Origin of the sequence: Sinorhizobium terangae, from assembly GCF_009601505.1 — a bacterium.
GTDB classification, from domain to species: domain Bacteria; phylum Pseudomonadota; class Alphaproteobacteria; order Rhizobiales; family Rhizobiaceae; genus Sinorhizobium; species Sinorhizobium terangae.
On record NZ_WITC01000126.1, the window covers coordinates 1 to 21,264 of the forward strand.

General features: G+C 58.7%; 15 protein-coding genes and 2 pseudogenes. 4 read left to right on the forward strand and 13 right to left on the reverse strand.

Annotation, left to right across the window (positions count from 1 at the left end; genetic code table 11):
• Positions 1-151: 151 nt before the first annotated feature.
• Positions 152-1,495 carry a M16 family metallopeptidase gene (locus GHK62_RS30145; protein ID WP_153442615.1) on the reverse strand — a complete coding sequence of 448 codons (1,344 nt, stop codon included), beginning with the start codon at positions 1,493-1,495 and terminating at the stop codon, positions 152-154.
• Positions 1,492-2,841 (reverse strand): M16 family metallopeptidase, encoded by a 1,350-nt coding sequence (locus GHK62_RS30150; protein ID WP_167528406.1) that lies wholly within the window; start codon positions 2,839-2,841, stop codon positions 1,492-1,494. Before GHK62_RS30150 ends, GHK62_RS30145 begins: the two co-directional genes overlap by 4 nt.
• A gap of 1,023 nt (positions 2,842-3,864) precedes the next feature.
• On the opposite strand from GHK62_RS30150, the gene GHK62_RS30155 reads away from it, so the two are divergent.
• The gene (locus tag GHK62_RS30155) at positions 3,865-5,232 is read left to right on the forward strand and encodes a cytochrome P450 (protein WP_153442617.1); all 1,368 of its coding nucleotides are present in this window, start codon (positions 3,865-3,867) and stop codon (positions 5,230-5,232) included.
• 347 nt (positions 5,233-5,579) lie between these two features.
• Here GHK62_RS30155 and GHK62_RS30160 read toward each other — a convergent pair whose 3' ends face one another.
• Positions 5,580-9,032, reverse strand: coding sequence for a molybdopterin-dependent oxidoreductase (locus tag GHK62_RS30160; protein ID WP_184108916.1), 3,453 nt, complete (start codon positions 9,030-9,032; stop codon positions 5,580-5,582).
• A gap of 51 nt (positions 9,033-9,083) precedes the next feature.
• On the opposite strand from GHK62_RS30160, the pseudogene GHK62_RS30165 reads away from it, so the two are divergent.
• Positions 9,084-9,283: pseudogene (locus tag GHK62_RS30165) on the forward strand (Tn3 family transposase); the annotation flags it as partial.
• A gap of 298 nt (positions 9,284-9,581) precedes the next feature.
• On the opposite strand, the gene GHK62_RS30170 reads toward GHK62_RS30165, so the two are convergent.
• The 3 genes from GHK62_RS30170 to GHK62_RS30180 form a co-directional block, all read right to left on the reverse strand.
• Entirely contained in the window at positions 9,582-10,595 is a 1,014-nt protein-coding gene (locus GHK62_RS30170; protein ID WP_153442618.1) for a 1-aminocyclopropane-1-carboxylate deaminase, read from the reverse strand.
• Positions 10,596-10,688: 93 nt separating this feature from the next.
• Positions 10,689-10,958: a 2OG-Fe(II) oxygenase gene (locus GHK62_RS30175; RefSeq protein WP_153442619.1), complete on the reverse strand. Its 270-nt coding sequence runs from the start codon at positions 10,956-10,958 to the stop codon at positions 10,689-10,691.
• Positions 10,955-11,968 carry a LysR family transcriptional regulator gene (locus GHK62_RS30180; RefSeq protein ID WP_153442620.1) on the reverse strand — a complete coding sequence of 338 codons (1,014 nt, stop codon included), beginning with the start codon at positions 11,966-11,968 and terminating at the stop codon, positions 10,955-10,957. Before GHK62_RS30180 ends, GHK62_RS30175 begins: the two co-directional genes overlap by 4 nt.
• A 1,549-nt stretch (positions 11,969-13,517) precedes the next feature.
• On the opposite strand from GHK62_RS30180, the gene GHK62_RS30185 reads away from it, so the two are divergent.
• Positions 13,518-14,468 carry a LysR family transcriptional regulator gene (locus GHK62_RS30185; protein WP_153442621.1) on the forward strand — a complete coding sequence of 317 codons (951 nt, stop codon included), beginning with the start codon at positions 13,518-13,520 and terminating at the stop codon, positions 14,466-14,468.
• A gap of 613 nt (positions 14,469-15,081) precedes the next feature.
• Here GHK62_RS30185 and GHK62_RS30190 read toward each other — a convergent pair.
• The 6 genes and pseudogenes from GHK62_RS30190 to fdxB all read right to left on the reverse strand — a co-directional run.
• Positions 15,082-15,420 (reverse strand): annotated as a pseudogene (locus GHK62_RS30190) (transposase); the annotation flags it as partial.
• Between the two features lie 113 nt (positions 15,421-15,533).
• On the reverse strand, positions 15,534-16,901 hold the full coding sequence (locus GHK62_RS30195; protein WP_153442622.1) for an MmgE/PrpD family protein: 1,368 nt from the start codon (positions 16,899-16,901) through the stop codon (positions 15,534-15,536).
• A gap of 297 nt (positions 16,902-17,198) precedes the next feature.
• The gene (locus tag GHK62_RS30200; protein WP_153442702.1) at positions 17,199-17,420 is read right to left on the reverse strand and encodes an exopolysaccharide production repressor protein; all 222 of its coding nucleotides are present in this window, start codon (positions 17,418-17,420) and stop codon (positions 17,199-17,201) included.
• 273 nt (positions 17,421-17,693) lie between these two features.
• Positions 17,694-18,182, reverse strand: a complete 489-nt coding sequence (locus GHK62_RS30205) for a NifX-associated nitrogen fixation protein (RefSeq protein WP_153442623.1) — start codon at positions 18,180-18,182, stop codon at positions 17,694-17,696.
• A 122-nt stretch (positions 18,183-18,304) separates the two neighbouring features.
• A complete protein-coding gene (locus GHK62_RS34935; protein ID WP_184108917.1) occupies positions 18,305-18,538 on the reverse strand; it encodes an exopolysaccharide production repressor protein in 234 nt (77 codons plus the stop codon).
• Positions 18,539-18,564: 26 nt separating this feature from the next.
• Entirely contained in the window at positions 18,565-18,882 is a 318-nt protein-coding gene (fdxB, locus tag GHK62_RS30215) for a ferredoxin III, nif-specific (protein WP_153442625.1), read from the reverse strand.
• A gap of 1,166 nt (positions 18,883-20,048) precedes the next feature.
• Between fdxB and GHK62_RS34645 the strand changes: the two genes are divergently transcribed.
• Positions 20,049-20,342: a hypothetical protein gene (locus GHK62_RS34645; RefSeq protein ID WP_234887103.1), complete on the forward strand. Its 294-nt coding sequence runs from the start codon at positions 20,049-20,051 to the stop codon at positions 20,340-20,342.
• 433 nt (positions 20,343-20,775) lie between these two features.
• On the opposite strand, the gene GHK62_RS30225 is transcribed toward GHK62_RS34645, so the two are convergent.
• Complete coding sequence (locus GHK62_RS30225; protein ID WP_153442626.1) at positions 20,776-21,264, reverse strand: NifX-associated nitrogen fixation protein; 489 nt, start codon at positions 21,262-21,264, stop codon at positions 20,776-20,778.

Genomic DNA, 21,264 nt, shown 5'->3' on the forward strand with positions numbered 1-21,264 from the left:
GGTACGGATAGTCAGAAGGTGCTTGACCTCACCACGCCGAATAGAGAAGCCATCGGCGGCTAGGCACGCAGGTTAGCGACCGCGAGACGTAATCTGGGCGCGGTGGAGAAGGTCGGCCCGGCCGCTATCAGCCAGGCTTTCCTCTGGACGGTTATCCTTTCGTTTTCTTGAGGGGCGGTCCGACGACCATCACAGTGGGATCGGCGGACAGCAGCCGTTTCGCGACTGCCCGGACGTCCTCCATCGTGACGGCCTGGATCAGTCGTTTGCGGCGCTCGATATAGTCGATGCCGCGATCTTCCAGCTGGATTTCGACCAAAGTGCCGGCGATCGCAGTTGATGAGTTCAGATTATGGATTGCATAACCGCCGATGAGGTTTTTCTTCGCCGCGTTGAGTTCGTCTTCACTGACGCCCTCCTCCGACATTCGCCTGACTTCGGTGCGGATGAGGGAGAGCGTCTCTTCGGCCAGATCTGGGCGGGTCCCCGTACTAATGATGAGCGCCGAAGCATGGTCGCTGTTCACGAGTGAAGTGCGAATGTCGTAAGCGAGGCCTCGCTTCTCGCGCACCTCATTCCAGAGCCTCGACGTGTACGTGCCTCCGCCGAGGATTTGGTTCATGAGACGGGCTGCGAAGAAATGCGGGTCTTTGCGGGTGATTCCCGGGTAGGCCAGGCTCAGCCGTTCCTGAGGTAAGTCATACGGGATTTGAATTGCCTGCCCGAGCTTAGGTACTATATCAGCAACCGGCATTAAGGAGGGGTCAGTAGGCAATCCGCCAAATATCCGATCTAGATCGCGCTTGAGTGTGCCGGGATCGATCGCTCCCACCGCAGCGATGGTAAGATTGCCACGCGCGAAAATGCGCTTATGAAGCGCCTTCAGATCGGAGGTTGTGACAGCGGCGAGTGTTCGCTCGGTACCTTCCTGCCGCCGCGAATAGGGATGATCGCCATAGACTGCCTTCAACCATGCGACCTGTGCGGTCGTCCCTGGATCCTTGGCTGCCGCCACGATGCCGGAGACGATTTGGGCACGAACGCGGTCCACGGGCGCTTGGTCAAAGCGAGGCTGCTCGACGGCTAGCCGAAGAAGTTCGAACGCATCATCCTTCCGATCGGCAAGCACTCGCATATAGCCGTAAACCGCATCGGCGCCGCCCTCGAAAAACATCTCGGCGCCAACATCGTCCAGCCGCTCCTGAAATGCATCGCTGTCAAGGTCGCCTGCCCCTTCATCGAACAAGCCCGTCATCAGATTCACAAGGCCTTCCTTCCCGGACGGATCCTGCGTGCTGCCGCCCCGGAATGCGAAACGAATGGTGACGATCGGTAGCGAATAATCCTCCACCAGCCATGCCTTTATCCCGCTGGATGTTTTAACCTCCTCGATGGACATGCCCGCGAGAGCTGGCCACACGGCAAGGCCCATCAATAGGTATGCCACCACTATTAGTGGCTTGGCCCCGATTGTCCGTCGCTTGAAGATTATCATCGGTTTTTATCTCCTGACGTAGCGCTCTCGCGGGGCAGCAGATATGCTGCCACCGACCGGTCCGGATTAAGGTATTTCCTCGCAGCCGCCTGTACCTGTGCCGCCGTTACGGCGCGGATCCTCAACGGCCGTGCGTCCACGTCATAGGCAGTATTGCCTGTCGCTAGCGTCGCCCCGTAAGTGTTCGCCATTCCCCACGGGCTGTCACGTTCGAAGATCATCGAGCGTACGAAACGGTTTTTGGCCTTGTCGAGCTCGGCATCCGTAACGCCGGACTCCATGATTTTGCGAACTTCAGCGTCGATCGCATCCTCCACCGCCTCGATCTTCGTTTCGGCCCGCGGCGATCCATAAACCGTGAAGCTCGACGGATCGAACGACCTTCCGTTGAAATAGGCGCCGCCCGAGGAGGCTATTCCCTGTTTAACCACCAATTCCTGGTAGATTCGGCTGCGTGTTCCCCCGCCGAGAATCTCCGACAGGATGTCCAAGGCTTCCGCTTCGCCTGGGTCTGCCACACCATAGGACGTCGTCACCCAGGACTTTTGAAAGCTCGGAACGGTCACGCGCGGGTCGGTGAGCACGACGGTCCGTTTAGTGTTCTGCTCCGGCTCCTGCGGCCTCACCCGCTCCAGAACGTCCGGCCCGCGCGGCAGGGCCCCGAAGGTCTCGTCCGCTAGCCGCCACACCGTCCCGGCGTCCACGTCGCCTGCCACGACCAGTATGGCGTTGTTGGGGGCATAGTAGCGATCGTAGAACGCTAGGGCGTCCTCGCAATCAAGCTGTTCCATTTCGTGCATCCAGCCGATGGTCGGGATGCGGTAAGGGTGGTTCTGATACAAGGTCGCCTGCATCTCCTCCTCGAGAAGCCGCTCCGGGTCGTTCTCGATGCGCCAACGCCGCTCCTCAAGAATGACGTCGCGCTCGGACGCGATTACCGCGTCGGTGAGTTCGAGATGGCGCATCCGGTCAGCTTCGAATTCCATCATTGTCCCGAGCGCCTCCGGCGGGACCGTCTGATAGTAGGCGGTGTAGTCGGAAGACGTGAAGGCGTTCTCCTCACCGCCGATTTCTGCGACCTTTGCGCCAAACTCGCCGGCCGGATGCTCCTTTGTTCCCTTGAACATCAGGTGCTCCAGGAAATGAGCGATGCCGGATTTGCCGGGTGGCTCGTCGGCATTGCCGGCCTTGTACCAAACCATCTGCGTGACGATCGGCGCCCTGTGATCGGGTATGACGACCACCTCGAGGCCGTTGCTCAGCATGAAATTTGCAATCTCTGCTTCATGAGGCAGCGCCTCCGCAGCTGCCACTCCTGAGGTCATCAGAGATTGCAGCGCGACCATACTCAAGGCAAATGCATGGATACGCGAAAACACTCCAGCATGGCTCGTCGGCCACCAGGGAAAAAGCGCCGGTGCAGTCCTGGCTCGACTATTTCTTCGCCTTCTTCTCCATCTGGAAGGTTCTGCGTTGGGATCCCCGGGAGCAGACCCCGGCCCGGCTAAAGAACCTTGTTCTGACATTTCGACATTCTCCGTGCGATTATCGTCGTTGATGACGCGTCTGCAGAGCAACGTGCGTGCCAAACGGAAAACTGTCTAAAATCCAGGAATATCGATCGAACCAGCCACGTCAGCGTTCCAACATTGTCGTACATCGGACAAATGCCAGCTACATTGACCTGTTGCACGTCTCGTAGCCAAAAGCAGGACCATCTTCCAATCAGCAACGGCTTGGTCCAGACTGTCGATCCAGGTTCTTGGATTTAGCCGCGATCGCTGCGCTTGCGTTAGAATGCCCGAAGTCACCAACAGGGGCGGCGTTGTTTTGCCCGCCCAGATTTGCGACTAGAGAGCATCAACAATACCCCGCTTGAGGAGCCGCACTATCCCCACCGGGCGGGTGACACCGCAAGCTGTTATTGCTATTGAAAAGGCCGAGTCAGGGACTTCTGCTTAACGAAGGACAAGCGCGTCCATGCGTAGCTGGGGAAGATCCTGAAACACCAAGTAGATGTCTGGGAGGATTAGGCTCCCCGATCTGACGTGACTCAGCGCGAGGCTCCTCGGTATTGGCTTTTTCCGCTCAAATGATCTGGGTCAATGACCCGGGCGTATGGACGCGGAATCGTTGTCGTGTCAATGCGTTGTGGTAGTTGCTGGGACCATGTCCACGCCACATTCCCGTGAGAATCCATTGAACCGTCGTGAAGCGATGGCCCTGTCGCCGTTACGCTCATCATCGTACAGGACGACTGGTGAGGCGCTCACAGGTATAAACGGACCTCAACTGACACGGACGCCTTGGAAAGGACTACAGCGCGTTTTGACGAATGCAGGAGATGATGTCACTTAAGGAGCTTCTTGATGGATGCGAGCATCGATTTGGGGTCCCCGCTTCCCGTGACGAAGCATTCGACCGCCAAGGCGTTCTTGGCGATGATCAAGAATCCGCTAGACGCATTGCCTGCGGCCGTGTTCAAGGGGCAGCCCATTGTCTTTACCAGGCAGATGGGCAATCTGCAGGTGTATCTGACCGACCCAGTGCTCATCCATGAGGCGCTCGTGGACAATGCGGACCGCCTTAGCAAGGGCGAGCATGTTAGGCGTATGTTGGGGCCTGCGTTGGGCCGGGGTTTGCTAACTGCTGACGGTGCGCACTGGAAATGGCAGCGACAGTCCGTGGCCGCCGCTTTCGGGCATGAAAGGCTTCTTGAACTCCGGCCTGCGATGATCGCCGCCGCGGAAGAAACGAAGGCGCGCTGGCTTTCGCAGCACCGCACGGTTGTGGACGTGGGCCAAGAGATGATGCGCACGACCTTCGACATCATTGTCGAAACGATGATGTCGGGCGGCCACGGTATCGATGTCGCTCGCGTCGAGCGCAGTGTAACCGACTTTCTTGAGCCGAGTGGTTGGACCTTCGCTTTTGGGATGATCGGAGCACCTGAGTGGCTGCCGTACCCCGGCCGCACGAGAGCACGCGCTGCCGTCGCCTTTCTCCGGGCGAGCCTAGCGGCGGTGATCGCGAAGCGCCGACAGCAACCGAATGAAAGGCACGACCTCGTCTCCATGATGTTGAGGGCGTCTGACCCGGAATCCGGCCGCACTATGAGCGACGAGGAGATCATTGATAACCTGATGACCTTCATCACGGCGGGCCATGAGACGACGGCGCTCGGCTTGGCTTGGATACTTCACCTTCTCGCCCGGCATCCGGAAGACGAGGCGAACGTCGTGCGGGAGATTTCGCACGTTACGGGAGGCGGCCCAGTGCTTCCCGAACATCTGGCGCACCTCGTCTATACGAAGCGGGTGTTTTCGGAGGCAATGCGCCTCTTTCCCCCGGTGCCGATCATCACCCGCACAGTAAGCGAAGATTTCCAGCTTGGCCGGTACCTGATCCCAGCGGGCACTGTCGTTTTCATTCCCATCTATGCAATGCACCGTAAACCCGACCTATGGCGGGATCCAGAAAGCTTCGATCCCACGAGGTTCGAGCCGGAAAACGTTCGCGCCCGCCACCGTTATGCATATATGCCCTTTGGTGCGGGGCCACGCGTTTGCATTGGCAACGCGTTCGCGCTTATGGAAGCCGTCGCCGTGCTTGCTGTCCTGCTTCAGTCCTTCAAGTTGACTAACTCCACCGAGACCCCGCCGCGGCGTGTGATGAAGGTCACGTTGCGGCCTCATCCAAATATATTGATGTCGGTTCACCGACGAAGGCATCAATAAGTCAAACGTGTGATACGGCTGCAAGAGCCTTCGCTTTGGACTTTCGATTCGAATGCCCCGGGGCCTTGATTGGATTTAGAGAGGATGAAACAAGGCGTCGAGTGCGATCTCATGGGCGAACGTAGACTTCCCAGGTGTGCAAGGCGATCAGTGTTGGCTAAGCTCAAAGAAACGCGCGGTCGTTTCCATGCTTCTCGTTCACCGCAACATTTCGACTGCCAACCGGCTGCGGCGAGCCGATCCAGCGGTAGGAGCGCCGCAAGCTCAGTCGCGATCAGCGTGATCGGGTCTTCTTTGACATGGATGTTCCCCTTGCTTAGCCAGCTGTAAATTGCAGGCGACACCGGTCAGGCGTCGAGCACCAGATCGCTGGTCGGTACGGCCTGACAAATCAGGCAGATCGCAGGATCTTCCGGCTCGGAGCCATGCAAGTGGCGAACGGTGCCTGAGACGATTCGGACAGCGCAGCTTTCGCATTGCCCGACACGGCAGCCGCTCGGCAGTTTGAGGCCAAGCTTGTCGGCGAAATCCAAGAGTGGTCCTTGCGTTGCCGACCATTCATCCGAGGTTTGGCTGGACTGCGAAAACCGAACCGCGTATGTCCGCCCGTCATTGATGAGAGGGCCGGGCGGAGATCGGAAGACTTCGCTGAAAATGTCGAAACGCGGCACACCGCGGGAAATAAGCCCGTCGGCAAAGGCCTTCATCATGCCGGGAGGGCCGCACATGTAAACTCGTGGTCGACTCTCGATCAGGCTGTCCGGCACGACCTCAGCGCTGATGCGCTTACGGCTGGTGAAGTCGCGTCCCTCCACGTCTTCGGGCAACGGCGCGTCATAGTGGTCGAAGACCTGCAGGCCTGGCAGGCGCTTGCAGTGATCGGCAATACGATCACGAAAGGCATGGGTTCGGCTGTCGAGATTACCGTAGAACAGCCAGATCTCCGTTTTGTCATCGCTCGGCAGCGATTCGAGCAGGCTGATAAACGGCGTAATGCCAATCCCGCCAGCGAGCAGGATCAGCGGTTGCGGTGAGTTGCGTGGCAGGATGAAATTGCCAGACGGTGCTTTCAGCTCGACGACATCGCCGAGCATCATGCTTCGATTGATGTGGCTCGACATCCGCCCTTCGAAGGCGCAACCGTCCTCGGCAATGCCTTTCTGGTGACGCACGGCGATGCTGTAGCTGCGGCGATCCTTTACGCGGGCGGGGCCGGTCAGAGAATAGGCGCGGCTCGTACGTCCTTCGTCGTTCAGGCGGATCTGGATATGCTGACCGGGCCGGAAATCCGGCAGCGGCCTGCCATCCACGGCCTCGAACGTGATGCCGCGCACACCTTCCGCTTCCGTGGTGATCGCGGCGACGCGAAACGGACTGTAGCCAGACCAGGCCCGCTGTCGCCGTTCGGTCAGCGGATCAAGCTCGACGTTGCAACGGAAGGAGCGGTGCGGGATCGATCCGCTGACGGGGTCGATGGCATCTCCCGATATCAGGCTGTTGGCGTTGCTGCTTTCCGCCCCCTGGATGGCCAAGGCCTCGCGGTCGAGTTCCGGACACGCCTGCCACCAGCCGAATTCGGCCACGACGACATCATCCGCGAGGCCAGGTACGATACGGGCAACGAAGCGGGCCGCGCCGTTACGCGTCGAGATCCGGATCCAATCGCCATCGTGTATGTCGCGCTCGCGAGCGAGCCCCTGGCCGATTTCAGCAATCGGTTCCGGAGCCCGCCTTCTTAAGGAAGCCAGCCCGCGATGCTGGCTGTGACAGTAGTAGCCATTCTTGGCCGTACTCAGTACCAGCGGGAAATGACGGGAGAGCCCCTTTCGTCTCGTGATTTCGTCTTCGGCAGGAGGCACAAAGGTCGGGACCGCTGGCTGTCCATTGCGATGCAGGAGTTCGGAATAGAGTTCGATGCGGCGGGTCTGCGTATCGAAGCCGCGGACCCTGCCCGAATTGTCGGGGTGTGGCAGCTGGTATTTGCGTTCGCGCGAATCGATCCTGCATTTGACGCCACGCGGATTGGCGCGTAACGCCTCCACGGACAGGCCGAGCGGCTCCAGCATATGGTCCCAACCCGTCTCCAGACTGCCGCCGAAGAATTCCTCGCTCATGCCGAGCCGGCAGGCGAGATCAAAGAGGATGTCGTTGTCGGAACGCGATTCGCCCTGGGGCGTTGCCATGCGCGGGCGAAACTGCACGTGGGACGCAGCATCGTCGCTGATCTCGAAACCGAAACGGATGCCTTCGTGCTCCCAGGGCGTATTGACCGGCAGGAATATGTCGGCATAGCGGGCGGTAGGGGTCTCGAAGAGATCGCAATGGACATGGAATTCCAGTTGCGCCAGAGCGGCTTCTGCAAGGCCGGTATCGGCCTGGGAGACGGTCAGATTTGCTCCGAACGTCATAAGGCCTCGAATTCTGTAAGGATATCCCTCGGTGATCGCGCGATACATGTCACGCGCAGTGATCCAGCCCATGGACGGCGGACCGATCGGCCTTTCGGTGGCACCCAGCGCCTTTGAGAGCTGCTCTTTCGACAACTGGCCGAGAGCATTGACGGGACGATAGAACGGGCCGCGGCGAACGCGGTTGGCTCCGACAAGATCATAGCTGCCGGAAAGGGCATAAAGACATGCGACGGCACGTTCTGTCTGGGTCGCGTTACTGTGCTGGCCGATGCCGGTCCAGGAGTGGTAGGCGATCCGCCGTCCGCCGCAGAGAAGTCTCGTTGCTGCTGCGAGCGCGTCCGGACTGACGCCCGTGATGCGTTCGACAGCTTCTGGATTGAAGGGGGCTGCGGCCCGTATCAGGAACTCAAAGGCGGGCGAGCAATTGACATGCTTGCCGCCTTCACCGCCAAGGGCGACAGAAATCTCACCGCGCAGGCGCAGTTGCGAACCGTCACCAGCCTGGGGAGGCTGGTCCAGATCGATTACGGCAGGGCACTCCTCGCTGTCGTTCCAGACCAGGTATCTGTTCTGCTCGGCATCCGGCCACAGCATTTGCTCGCGCAGAAAGAGGCCTTCGTCCTGCCGGACGAGCAAAGGCGCGTTCGTCCAGTTCGCTACGAAGCTTTCGTCATGGAGGTTTTCCGCCAGCATTATCCGGATCATGCCAAGCGCCAAAGCGCCATCGGTGCCTGGGCGAACCGGCAACCAGACATCCGCCTGCTTGGCGAGCGCGGTTGGCCGGGGATCAATCACAACAAGTTTCGCGCCGGCGGCGCGTCCTTTCGAGATCGCGTTCGCCTGGGCAAGCCAGGTATTGGTGGGATTATGGCCCCAAAGAAGGATCGTCGCGGCATTTTCGTAATCTGCCGTGGGGATGCCATGGCCGAAGGTGAAGGCGTGTGCGTTGTCCTTGTGCCAGTTGCAGATTTCCGTGCCATAGCAGGTGTTCGGGCTGCCGAAATGGCGGATGAAGCGCTCGATCCAGTCGATGCTGTCGGAGAGCGGCGTACCGCTCGGGGTGGTAACGGAAAAGGCTACTGCCTCCGCTCCGCTCTCGGCCTTGATCGCCGCCAGTTTTTCGGCGGTCTCGACCAGGGCCTCTTCCCAGCTGATGCGAACCCAGCCGGGATTGGCGGCACCCTTAGGCGCGGTTCGGCGCATGGGATAGAGTTGTCTGTGCGGACTGTGGACGAGTTCTGGTGCGGCCCGTCCCTTCGTGCACATTGCCTGGCCAGTCGGGTGGGACGGATCCGGGCGCACGGAAACGAGTTGCCCGTTTTCCACGGTATTGAGCGTACCGCACCGCGATCGGCAAAGTGTGCAATATCCTGCGATCTCTGTCGTCACACCTGACCTCGTGCAACGTGGTCAAAATCCCAGCTTCGAGCCGACAGGGCCAACACCGCGCTTATTCTTGAACATTGGGACGATCTTCTGCGCCTGGACGCCTCGATCACGACGCGCACCGTTGCGCCGTCAACGATCCTCAAAAGGTTCTCCGGCTCATCGAAATCCAGCGATCTCGCCAAAGCCTTGCGCGAACTCGGCCGCATCGAGCGCACCTGTTCATGATCGAGTGGTATTCCAGCCCGGCGCTGCCCTTCTGATCAGCCCGGTTCTCGGTTGAAAGCACCACCGCCGCGAACGTACCATGGCCGGTCTTCGCGCGCGCCAGGGGCGAAAAGGTGGCCTGCTCCCAAGACTGACGTCCGATCAGCGCTCCGAAACCATTGGCAAACTTAACGAACGTCGACCGGGCGGCCGACATCGTTCGCCTACCCGGCTCTGTCTGAATTGGAGGGCGGCGAATGCGGTCTCGATTCTGGCAGTTGTTCCTGTACTTGGATAACCGCATCGGCCCCCGCTGCGTTTGTCTGAGACCGTCGCAACGCAGCGTCAGCCTTCGCGAAACGTGTAGCTATAGCCATTGATGGCTGGCGCGCCACCGAGGTGCGCGTAAAGAACCCGCGATCCTTCTGGGAAGAAGCCTTTCTTGATCAGATCGACCATCCCCTGCATTGATTTACCCTCGTAGACCGGATCAGTAATCATCCCTTCAAGCCGCGCGCACAGACGAATAGCCTCCTTCGTTTGCTCGGACGGGATCCCGTAACACGGGTATGCATACTCCTCGAGCAAGACCACATCGTCCTCAACGATTTCCAACCCTAAGTCGATCAGTTTTGCTGTGTGCCGGGCAATGTCTAATACTTGTGCCTTAGTTTGGGCGGGAGTAGCCGAAGCGTCGATACCTATCACGTTGCGTTGCCGGCCGTCCCTGCAGAATCCGACGAGCATGCCGGCATGCGTCGACCCAGTGACCGTGCATACTACAACATAGTCGAAGGCAAACCCGAGTTGCTTCTCTTGAGCGCGCACCTCCTCCGCGAAGCCTACGTAGCCGAGGCCGCCATATTTGTGAACGGAAGCCCCGGCCGGGATGGCGTAGGGCGTGCCACCTCTTGATTTCACGTCGGCTAGCGCCTGTTCCCAACTGCGTCGGATACCAATGTCAAAGCCTTCGTCGACGATATGCACCTCCGCGCCCATGATGCGGCTCAACAGAATGTTGCCGACGCGATCATATACGGCGTCCTCATGCGGCACCCAGCTCTCTTGCACCAGGAGACATTTCATGCCGATCTTGGCGGCGACGGCGGCAACCATCCGCGTATGGTTCGACTGTACGCCGCCAATCGAAACGAGGGTGTCTGCCTTGGAGGCGATCGCCTCTGGAATGATATATTCGAGCTTGCGAAGCTTGTTCCCACCAAATGCAAGGCCTGAGTTGCAGTCCTCGCGCTTGGCGTAGATTTCGACTTTACCTCCAAGGTGTTTGCCGAGGCGATCAAGCTTCTCAATAGGGGTCGGTCCAAAGGTGAGCGGGTAACGCTCAAATTTTTCTAGCATGTTCTCTCCAGGAATAGGTGATGAAACCGAACCCTGTTTACAGCCCCCTGCCCGTCGCAGCGACTTTACCTTAGCGTCTTTCGCCACTTCGGCTCAAACTGCTTTCTTGTCGCAGTGTGCCCACTTGAAGAAGCCTCTTAAGGGCTCGACTGCGTGCGGCACGTCACGCGCATCGAAGCAATAGAACATTCCGCGTTGTGGCTGAATGCGGAACTCTTCTCCATTTTTATTGAACACAAGAGCGCCTCCCTCGTTTTCACCCAATGTCTCGGCGAACAGAAGGCCAGTCACAGGATTGGTATCTAGCTGAATGTATCCATTAGCAATGGGTGCGCCCGCCGCCGAGGCACGCACCTCGATCATTCAGTCTCGGCCCCTTTTGATTTCGTATTCGGCCCGCTCGGGCCGGGCCGCGCTGCCGCAGCGATTTCGTGGCGGAGCCAACGATGTTCCCGGTCGCGATGGGAACGCTCGTGCCAGATCAACGCAACCTCGTAGGGCGCCAAGTCCACGGGGGGATCGACAATCGCGAGCGGCAGCATGGCGGCGATCCGAGTCGCAACGCGATGCGGGACGACTAGTATTAAGTCAGTTGCCGCGATCACTACAGCCGCCGTCAGCACATTGGAGACCACTATTGGATGGCGATCCGACAGCCCCAGCTTGACCAGACCGTCATAGACCTGACCGAATCGCTCATTGGAGTGGGAGACGATGGAGGCATGGCGCAACGCAGCAAAAGTCCGGATATTCCATTCTTGCTCCAGGGCTGGGTGGTCGTGGCGTAGCAGGCAAGCGAATCGGTCGTCGTAGAGCTTGCGCCGCAAGAAGCCGGCCGGTGCGGCATCGATCTGCCCGACGGCTAAATCGATGTCACCGTGTTCCAGCCGGCGCAGTGTACCTTCCAAGAGTGGATGGGTAACAATGTCGAGATGAGGCGCACACTCGCGCAGGCGCGGCAATAGACGCGGCAGCACTACCAACCCTTGGTGATCGGAAATCGCGATTGTTGCCTTCCAGCGCATGTCTCTTGGCTCAAAGCTGCGATTTACCATCTCGCGGATCGCCTTCAACACCGACGGCAGCATTTTGGCCAAGCGTTCGGCCTGTGGCGTGCGGATCAGGCCGCCCGAGCCGCGAACCAGAAGATCATCATCAAACATGCCACGCAGCCTTGACAAGGCTCGGCTCATTGCCGGTTGACTTCGGCCCATGTGTTGGGCCGCATGCGTTACGTTGCGGTACTGCAGTAGCGCTTCGAGCTCCACCAGCAGGTTCAGGTCGATTGACGCAAGGTTCGGCATCTGCCGTTGCTGTTCGGCATCACTCTCACCGACGATCGCATGTGATTCCATCCTGGCGGGTTGATCCATGATTTCTTCTCCTCGGAGACTGATGTTCTCGGGCTAAATCCTCGGGGCCATCGTGAGAGGGATTAAAGAACCTTGTCTCGCGTAAGGATAACGAGCTGCGACCTGGTGAGACGCGCTTTGGCAATGACTTGCTGGAAGCGCCCGGCGCCGCCTCACCATTGCACGGGCGGCCAACACCTGATTGCGGCGGCGTCGCCGCAGTTGCCTTATCGATTTCGACGGCGCCTTCAAGATGTTCATCCGGCTATGTCGGGTGCACGATCCTTTAGTCGGGCGCTGATATCTTGGGCGAGATTTGCTCGGCTTCGCGCTGCATGACAAACGAGGATCGTCGTGCCGGCCGCTGGTAGACGCCTCGAGATGCTTCGACTGTACCTTAGCCTTCACAAAGGGCTTGACTGCCAGTGCGGTCAAAGGCCGCGTCCGACGCAAGCGCAGGCGCTTCACGGCGTGCCGACTGAATTCATCCGCACGATAGCATGTCGTCTGCTCGCACTCCCATGACCTGCCCTGCAGATGGCGCTCATCGGCACCATGATCGCGGTACAGTGGATGAGTGGCAAAACAGTATGCCCGAAAGATGCTCCTGTTAAACTCGATCATGAAGCCTGCCTGAGTTGACGTGAGGCCCGGATTGCCGATTATGTTCTCTGTGCAACAGTGCCTTTTGGGGCTGGCTCACCTGAATTTCCACTTATGCCTCCTGTATTTACCAACGCTTTCTAGTTGAAATCCCCAAGAGTGGGAAAATGACTTTTCGCATGGCTGTCATCCATGCCATGGATACATCCGTGTTAATGCTCTAGCGATCCAATCGGCTCATTCGCTCGGCTGCAGACAACCAGGCGCAAAGGCCTCACCTTTGATGCTGAGGGGTTTGCATCGTCGCCACCCGCTCCTTGGCTGTCAGCAATTCGGCTCTGCTGACCACAGAGCGGGCACCGTTTCGTTACGCTTCCGCTAGAAAGAGTTCCCCGACCATATCTGAAGTGCATGATTGGATGTGCAGTTTGCATGGGGCGTGGAGGGCGGCGCGCAGTAGTGTTTTCCTTACCTTCCATCTACCGGAGAGATGCCATTGATGTATTCTGGAAAGTCTCAGCGCGCGCCACGTCCAAGCAAGATGATCCCACCGGAACGGCGCGCTGGCGACGCCAAGGTGACGGCGGCGTCAGCGCACTCTGCCGACGAAGCGTGGATGCTTAGTACGCTGTGGCTTGGTTGCACTTCTACCGGTGAAATGGTCGACGGCGATCGGCTGCACGCAAAGTGGTGCGGTCACGTCGCAGTCGATGCTCTACAGAACGCAGGGAACCTGACACGATGTGAACGTCTGTGCGTCTCTGCATGCCGCGGTATAGGAACGAGCTCGGTCGCGCAATGATGTCTATAGTTGTGCACCATCGTCACTGCCTTAGCAAAGGCAAGCGACCCAGCTGCTGCTCTCCCTTGTCGTTGCATAGGCTGGCGCAGAAAAACGCCGAGTCCTATCCGGCGATAGAGTTTACTGTTTGGATGTCAAACATCCCCACTGCGGATACACCAGAGCATGCGTTTTAAGGGCCTTGATCTCAATCTCCTTGTCGCGCTCGACGCTCTGATGACCGAACGAAGCGTCACAGTAGCGGCACGCAGCGTCAAGCTCAGTCAACCGGCCATGAGCTCTGCTCTCGCCCGGCTACGCACCTATTTCGGCGACGAGCTGTTTACAATGCAGGGCCGCGAACTCATCCCAACACCACGTGCTGAAGCCCTTGCTCCCGCAGTCCGCGACGCCCTGCAGCACATCCAGTTTTCCATCATTTCCTGGGACATGTTCAACCCGGCCGCGTCGCAGCGCCGTTTCAGGATCATCCTGTCCGATTTCATGCTGCTTGTGTTCTTTGAGAAGGTTGTAAAGCGTGTGGCGCGGGAAGCTCCCGGTGTCGGTTTCGAGCTGCTATTTCTCGATGGCGATCCCAATGAACTGCTGCGACGCGGTGAACTCGATTTTCTGATCATGCCGGAACTGTATATGTCGAACGAGCATCCCAAAGCGGAACTGTTCGATGAGACACTCGTCTGCGTGGGCTGCCCCGAGAACCAGCAGCTAACGCGACAGCTTTCCTTGGAAGGCTATGTGTCGATGGGGCATGTTGCAGGCACGTTCGGATGGACGCTGAAGCCACCCATCGAAGAATCGTTATTGCTCGAGCATCGTCTCCAGAGACGCATCGAGGTGGCCGCGCCCGGGTTTAGCTCGCTACCGTCGTTGCTGTCAGGCACCGATCGTATAGCCACCATACCCTTTCGGCTCGCCCGTTATTTTGCAAAGACAATGCCCCTACAGATCGTCGAGCTTCCGCTGCAAATTCCAGCATTCACCATGGCTGTCCAGTGGCCCGCCCTCCACAATAAGGATCAGGCAAGCATCTGGATGCGCGAGATTCTGTTACAAGAGGCTGCCCCCACGGCTGCTCCGAATAGCACCGCCGGAAGTCTTGAGCCCAAACAGACTTGAGGAACGCACTTTCATCGTATCGAGCGCTAACCGCGTGCGCATTCGGTCTGTAAAGTTGAGTTACGCCATGGAAAGGCACCTAATGGGTGCTTCGATTGACCAGACCTTGAACGGTTCTAGACTCTCATGGTGCGCTAGATGTCACCGCCGATGGCGAGTCTTACCTTGATTGCGCGTAATGCAGCCATCCAACGCTGTCGGATTGTCGACGTCATTCCCTTCACTAAGTCGAGGTAGGCCCGGGTCTCACTGTATCCCTACGGTGACGGTCGCCTTACTGAGATGGCCTGAAGGCTGCAAGTCCTAGCGCAAGCACTTCTCTATGCGGCGGTTGTGGTCAAGTGCTTTCGAGCTTGCGTTCCGGCCGGCTTGGATGTTCTTCGCGGGGTCTTGCTTCTCTTCGGGATCGGCACCTTGGCCCTCCCACCATGGGATCGGAAGAATGAAGCGGTCCAATCTAGGAGACGTCCTGACCGCAACTGCTGCGACCGGCACAGTGCTTGCAACGAACTCACCTCATCCATCGCCCCGCGAAGGACATCCACACCACCGGGGGCGGAATATCATCACCTCCTCTGTTCGGTCTCGAGACGCCAGGCTCGGCGCGGAGCCCTCAATCAGCGCAGCGTTGAGCCGGGCCAGGACCGTCTTTTCTGCTCCAGCAAAACTCCGTTTCGTCACTCCACATGCGATGCATGATTACCGTCAGTCGGCGGCCAAGCGCGACGACCGCTCTCTTGAGGCCACGTCTCCTAGCGACATTCATCGCCCAGGCCTTTAGCCACGACCATTTCTTTACGCGCGTCAACAGCACCTGCGCTGCTTCATAGACCAAAGTGCGCAGCATCGCGTCGCCGGCAAGCGAAACATGACCGATGCGACAGCTCTCCCCCGACTGGTTGAGCACCGGCGTCAGCCCTAGAGCCGGGCCCACTGCCTTGAAATGCTTGAAAGCACAGCGTCATGTTGACAAAGTCACTCACGGTCGGCCGGTTAAATGGTGACGAGCCCATCAGATCTGAAAATATTTGATTCTTCTGTTGCCTTCACGTGTTGCTAGCGTGTTCAGTCCGCCGCAGTCAGGCGATTCTTGATGGGAAGTACGTCAGGCAGTGGACCGGGTTTCAGAATCATTGCCTTCAGCGCCTCGCACGAGATCTCGTCTAGCACTGTGGTGACAAGCTCGTCGAACTTAGCGATAAGTTCGGCGTCGGTCAGCGGATCGTTGGGGTCGCCCTTTCGGGTTTCCTGATGATGCTCCAGCACCATTCCATCATTCAACTCCACCCGAAGTCGGGCTTGGCGACGGCGGGGGTAGAGCGCGGCGATTTCAGGGTCTTCGATCACCATCACTCGGGGCATGAAGGCACGGATCTCTTGGTTAACCAGCACCTCCGGGGTGAAGGCGGCTCGCCGCACACCGCCAAGCATCAGCAGGGCTGCGGAGCAGTACTGCAGACTAAACCGCGCGTCGCGAGCACTTTCCACATGCAGTCGATCGCAGATCGACTTGGTGGGACCATAGCCGCGCACCGTGATACTTTTCACATCTTGACGGGAAAAGCCATGCTGGCCCTGCATCACGATCAGGCCATCAAGCGTCGGGAATATATGGCCGCAACAGCCGTGGTTCTTGAAGGTCATGCGCGTGATAGGCGTCCAGTCGCCTAGCCCCTCCAGCCCTACGTCCCAATTTCCGGTGCAGTCACTGGTAGCGGCGGCATAGCCATGGGGCGCGTGCAGGCTGTTGAGCGATCCCGTGATCCCCGCCGCGGCCGCCAATCCTGCCAATACCCCTGCATCAGCTGCATGGCCCGAATGCATGGGCTTGGTCACCCCTTCGCCCTGCAGATTCTCCTGATGGCCTCCGGCGAAGCTCGTGGCAATGGCGATCGCGTGGGCGATGGTCTCGGCAGTACCACCCATGAGCATTGCGGTGGAAACGGCAGCGCTGATAGTCCCCACTGTCGCGGTGATGTGCCAATTGCGGTAATGGCTAGGTTGCAACGCCATGGCGATGCGACAGCCCACCTCAAAGCCGCCTATAACAGCGCGTAGGAACTGTTCCTGTGTAGCGCCCACATCCTGAGCGACAGCCAGTGCGGCGGAAATGGTCGGACTGCCTGGATGATAGCCACCATCGCGGAAGATGTCGTCAAACTCGGCCGTGTGACTGGCCGTGCCGTTGAGCATGGCGGCATGACGCGGAGCTCCTGTACCACCGTCAACGTAGGAGACAGCGCAGCCCTTGCCGCGTTCCGATGCCATCGCTGCGGCTAACATCAGCGCTGGGCCATTTGCGCAGCCCGGAATCAAAGCGGCGAACCAGTCAAGCACGGAGCGGCGGGCGTGATGCTCCACCTCCGCAGTTAAGGGACAGGTGGTCCAGTCCACTGCCGCAGCGGCGAGAATAGTGAGAGGGTTCGCAATCATTCTTCAGTTCCTTATTGTACCGCATGCCGGAAGGCGCTTCCGAACGGGCTGCAACAAAGGCCAAAGGTTTGGAGCAGTGACACCCGCGGTCCTCACCGGACGGATACGTCTCACTTTGCCGTTCCCTCGAGCTCTGTGGGTCAAGTTCAGCAAATTGGGGCGGCAGCCGCGGCAGCGGCAAGACGGTGAGCGTCTGCTCGACGGTTTCGTAGAACCCTCAGCACACTATCCCAGGCATTGCATCCCTGATCCAGGAGGACCGGCGCGCGTGATACCTTTTTTTGAACGCATTTTCCGTCAACCTTGTCCGCGCGGGCTGGCCTCGCCAAATGCCAAGCCTTGGTTTTCTTTAGTTGCGCGAGTTGAAAAGACCCAAATGCTCAGTCCTTTGGACATCTTTGCGACCGCAGCGAGACAGACTAGAAGGAAGACGCTTCCGATATAAGCTACCTGAAGAAGCAGCGAATAAGCGAGTGTCGTAACAAACAAGCTGCGAGCGGGATGCGAGACAACATACATAGCAAGTGCATTGGTGCACAGGAGCAAGCAAAAGATGGGAGGAAAGGTTCTGAAGGGCACCGTGGTTCTCCTGGTTCTTCTGCTGAATGGTCCCCTCAGCAGCGTCTAACTGAGTAAGGCCCAATGTTTTTTCGGGCGATGGCCACGCTCCAGTCGGTTGCAAAACCCTAGGCAAGGTCGTGCCAATCCAGCTTGCAGTTCCAGCACGCGACTGCAGCTTTCGAACCGTCTTCTTGGTGTCTTCAGGCTCTGGCGTCTCCTCGAACATAGGCTTCATAACGCCCGTGCTACGTCCGGATAAGCTTCGATGACTCGGGCCGCATCGTTGACCAGCTTCGCGCCTGCATTGGCGAGTTTGCGCAGAGTACTGAAGCCAAACCGGTGAACATCACGCAGCGTTTTCGACAGAATGACCAGCCGTCTGGTTGTAAAAAGCACGCGCCCGAAGCCCTCCTGGTTGATTTCCATGGTCCGCAATACCAGCAGACCGGAGCGCTCCTCGATAGCGACACCGACGGCACGGTAAAAAACGTCGAGCCTCCACAGAACGCCCGGATCGGGATCGCCAATGACTGGAATCGCACAGCGGGTTTCTTCAGGGACGGTAAAGTCGGCGAGCAGTTCAGTGTCGCACTTTTCCTTCCACGACCCATAGGAATCCTGGGCGCGAATCAACCGCACCAGGCACCTTATGAAAGGATTGGCAACGGCCTTGTTGTCGCCAAGAACCGGGATAACAGTGGGATCCGTTAGTGTTGCCATCGTTCAGTCCTCATCCTTCACGCACCTTTGCTCTTCTATCGATGTGGGCATAGGGCACCGTTCGATGCTAATGCGAGCTCACCGCCGCTCCACCATGCAAAATGTGCTTCCAGCCATGCGCACTAGGAATAGTCAGAGCCACGCCTTCTTTGGCTGGTCCCTTCGACAGCTCTCCTGTTGCACCAAGCCCGCCAAACCAGCAAAAGTACGCTTGCGAAGTAGGCAACTTGCAGAAGCAGCGCAGTGCCCAATGTCGCAATTATTACCCTGCGGATCGAATGTGAGATGAGGTAGACCCGTAGAGCGTTGGCGCATAGGACCAATTGCAGAACGCGACGAAAAATTCTGAAAGGCACCGCCGTTCTCCCGGTTCGTCCATCAGTCAAGCAACAATCGTGTCAGCCGCGACATGGGTTTGGCAGTTCTTCGGGCAGACGCGCGCGCAGGCTCCGCAGCCGATGCAGCGGCCGGCGTGGTCGACAACCATGATCATGCGACTGAGCTCGCCATCGAAGTCATCGTCCTCGCCATCGCAGATACCGAGAATTTCACCCGATTCGTCGATGCCGTGCAGGTGCATGACCTCGCGCGAGCAGACCTTGAAGCAGCGGCCGCAACCAATGCAGGTCTTGCCATCGATTGTCGTCAGATATTCCGGTATCCATGTCGAGCCGTCGCGGGTAACGAAATGACTTGCCATTGTTAACTCTCCTGCGCAGCGGCCACCCGCAAAAAGCCTGGAATGTCTTGCAAGATCGGATATGACTTCATCCATCGAAAACGGTGCCGTCCGCTGTGGCTCCAATCTTGTTGTCCAGCTTGTCGGGGGTGGTCTGCTGATCATCGGCGGCCTATTGCAATAACTTACCAAGGCATTTTCGAGATTCAACGTTTGGAAGGTCGCGGCAGCGGGACCGGGGGATGGGGAGGAGTGGTCCCGCTGCCTGACGTCGGCTCCCCGTGGGGAACGGGAGCGCCGGCGGTTCGTCATCGCATGGTCGACCATCAGCCGCGTCACTTCTGGATCCGCACACGATCTGATCTAGACCTGCCATGTTGCTTTCCTTCATTGGTACCCTACCGATCGCCAGCTATCGTCGCCTCTCAATGGAATGCCTTCAAGACTCATGCCAGTTGACTGCGTGAAACGGAAATTGCTGCGTCGGTGAAGGGGGAAGGACCGTGTCCCAGCGGCCCAAAGTCAGTCACGGCCCCATTTGCCACCTCTGTGCCGTCTGGCAACGAGGGGATGTTCGTGCCACCTGCCCGAGAAGAGCCTCAGAAGACCAATTGCGAGTCTTATCCAGTCATTTAGGCAGCAGCAGGTCGTCGAACACGCCGTGTCGCGGACGCGACAAACCCGACAGGGCCGCGTCCTCCCGTGTCGAATGCGATCGTCTTGAGCGGAGTTGTTGGCGAATTGGGCGAGCACGTCGCGCCAGGCAAATCTGGCCGGCAACCGGGAGATGTTTGAGCAACCCTTCACTATACCATGGTTGGCATAGTGCTTGCTGTGGATCCGGGGCAGGCAAGCGGCAGGACCTTCGTCAGGGTGCTTGCCGCGATAACGGATATCTACAGGCTGGAGCGGAGCCCAGATGAGGAGCAGCAAGGAATGACGTGTATTGTCGGTCTAATCAGCAACGGGTCAGTTCACATCGGAGGCGATAGCGCTGGTGTAGCCGGCCTCTCGCTTACCGTCCGTGCCGATCGCAAAGTCTTCCGTAATCGAGACTTCATCTTCGGATTTACGAGTTCGTTCAGAATGGGCCAGCTGTTGGCGCACACCTTCAAGCCGCCAAAGAGGCATCCGGAAAAGGATGTCTACGCTTTCATGGTGACGGAGTTCGTCGACGCGCTCCGCCAGTGCCTAAAAGCTGGGGCTACGCGCAGCGCCACTACGAAGGCGAGCGCGGTGGCACCTTCCTTGTCGGCTATGCCGGACGCCTGTTCAAGATCGACTCGGACTACCAGGTCGCGGAGCCGGTCGACGGCTTCGGCGCCTGTGGATGCGGGGAGCAGATAGCGCTGGGTGCGCTCTTCGCATCCTCAGATGCTCCGGCTCGCGAAAGATTGGAGATCGCTCTCAATGCGGCCGAGCGTTTTTGTGCCGGGGTGCGCGGGCCATTTCACTTCGAGACACTTGCGTCACCGGAGTGAAGGAGGTCAATTGCCGCGAGCCTTGCGGCAGTCTGTTAGGGCAATTGTGCAATAGCGGTCGTAGCCGCAATCGACGCAGGTCGTGCCAGAGATGGCGGTCAGATATCTCGGTATCCATTTAGCATCTTCGCAAGGCAAGCAATAAACCGGTCTCATCCGTTGTCGTACGCAAGCGCTCCTTCCGCAGCGGCCAGCAAAAGCATCGACCGTTTTTCAAGATGCAGCAGGACGTTATCCGGCAAGACCGGCAGTCCCAATGTTTGTTGTACAGCTTATCCGCAGCGGTCTTTTAATCATCGGTGGCGCATCGCAGCACCGGGTTTCGGGGCAATGATGGCAGCGGGACTGGGAGTAATGGAGAGATCAGCCCCGCTGCCCACGTCGGCCCCCGGAGGGCGTGAGGGCCGACGATTCATCATTGCCGGATCGATCGTCAGGCCCGCGCCACTTCGGGATAGGCTTCGATGGCGGCGATCGCATCGTCCACTAGCTTTGTACCGGCCTCCGCGAGCTTGCTGAGTGTCGCGAAACCGAATCGGTGGACGTCGCGCACTGTTTTCGAAAATACGACCAGCCGCCCGGTCGTTAGAAGCACTCGCCCGAAGCCCTCATGGCTAATCATCGTAATCGGCGACGCCACCAAATGGGTGCGCGCTTCGATTGAAAGCCCGACGGCGGTGTAAAAGATATTGAACCTCCACATCACGTCCGCATCGGGATCGCCGATGATCGGGATTTCACGGCGCTGTTCCTTCGTCACGATGAAGTCGCCGAGCAGGTCGGCGTCGGATTTATTCTCCCACATTCCGTAGGTGTCCTGTGCGCGGATCAGGCGTATGAGGCATTTGAGAAAAGGAGCAGCGAGGGCCTTCTCGTCCGCGTCAATGGCAGGGATGACCGGGGGCTTTGACGGTGTAGTCAT

Coding starts and splice junctions, on each gene's coding strand:
- GHK62_RS30145 (WP_153442615.1), bottom strand. CDS start 1,495: ATGATAATCTTCAAGCGACGGACAATCGGGGCCAAGCCACTAATAGTG.
- GHK62_RS30150 (WP_167528406.1), bottom strand. CDS start 2,841: ATGGTCGCGCTGCAATCTCTGATGACCTCAGGAGTGGCAGCTGCGGAG.
- GHK62_RS30155 (WP_153442617.1), top strand. CDS start 3,865: ATGGATGCGAGCATCGATTTGGGGTCCCCGCTTCCCGTGACGAAGCAT.
- GHK62_RS30170 (WP_153442618.1), bottom strand. CDS start 10,595: ATGCTAGAAAAATTTGAGCGTTACCCGCTCACCTTTGGACCGACCCCT.
- GHK62_RS30175 (WP_153442619.1), bottom strand. CDS start 10,958: ATGATCGAGGTGCGTGCCTCGGCGGCGGGCGCACCCATTGCTAATGGA.
- GHK62_RS30180 (WP_153442620.1), bottom strand. CDS start 11,968: ATGGATCAACCCGCCAGGATGGAATCACATGCGATCGTCGGTGAGAGT.
- GHK62_RS30185 (WP_153442621.1), top strand. CDS start 13,518: ATGCGTTTTAAGGGCCTTGATCTCAATCTCCTTGTCGCGCTCGACGCT.
- GHK62_RS30195 (WP_153442622.1), bottom strand. CDS start 16,901: ATGATTGCGAACCCTCTCACTATTCTCGCCGCTGCGGCAGTGGACTGG.
- GHK62_RS30200 (WP_153442702.1), bottom strand. CDS start 17,420: ATGTATGTTGTCTCGCATCCCGCTCGCAGCTTGTTTGTTACGACACTC.
- GHK62_RS30205 (WP_153442623.1), bottom strand. CDS start 18,182: ATGGCAACACTAACGGATCCCACTGTTATCCCGGTTCTTGGCGACAAC.
- fdxB (WP_153442625.1), bottom strand. CDS start 18,882: ATGGCAAGTCATTTCGTTACCCGCGACGGCTCGACATGGATACCGGAA.
- GHK62_RS30225 (WP_153442626.1), bottom strand. CDS start 21,264: ATGACTACACCGTCAAAGCCCCCGGTCATCCCTGCCATTGACGCGGAC.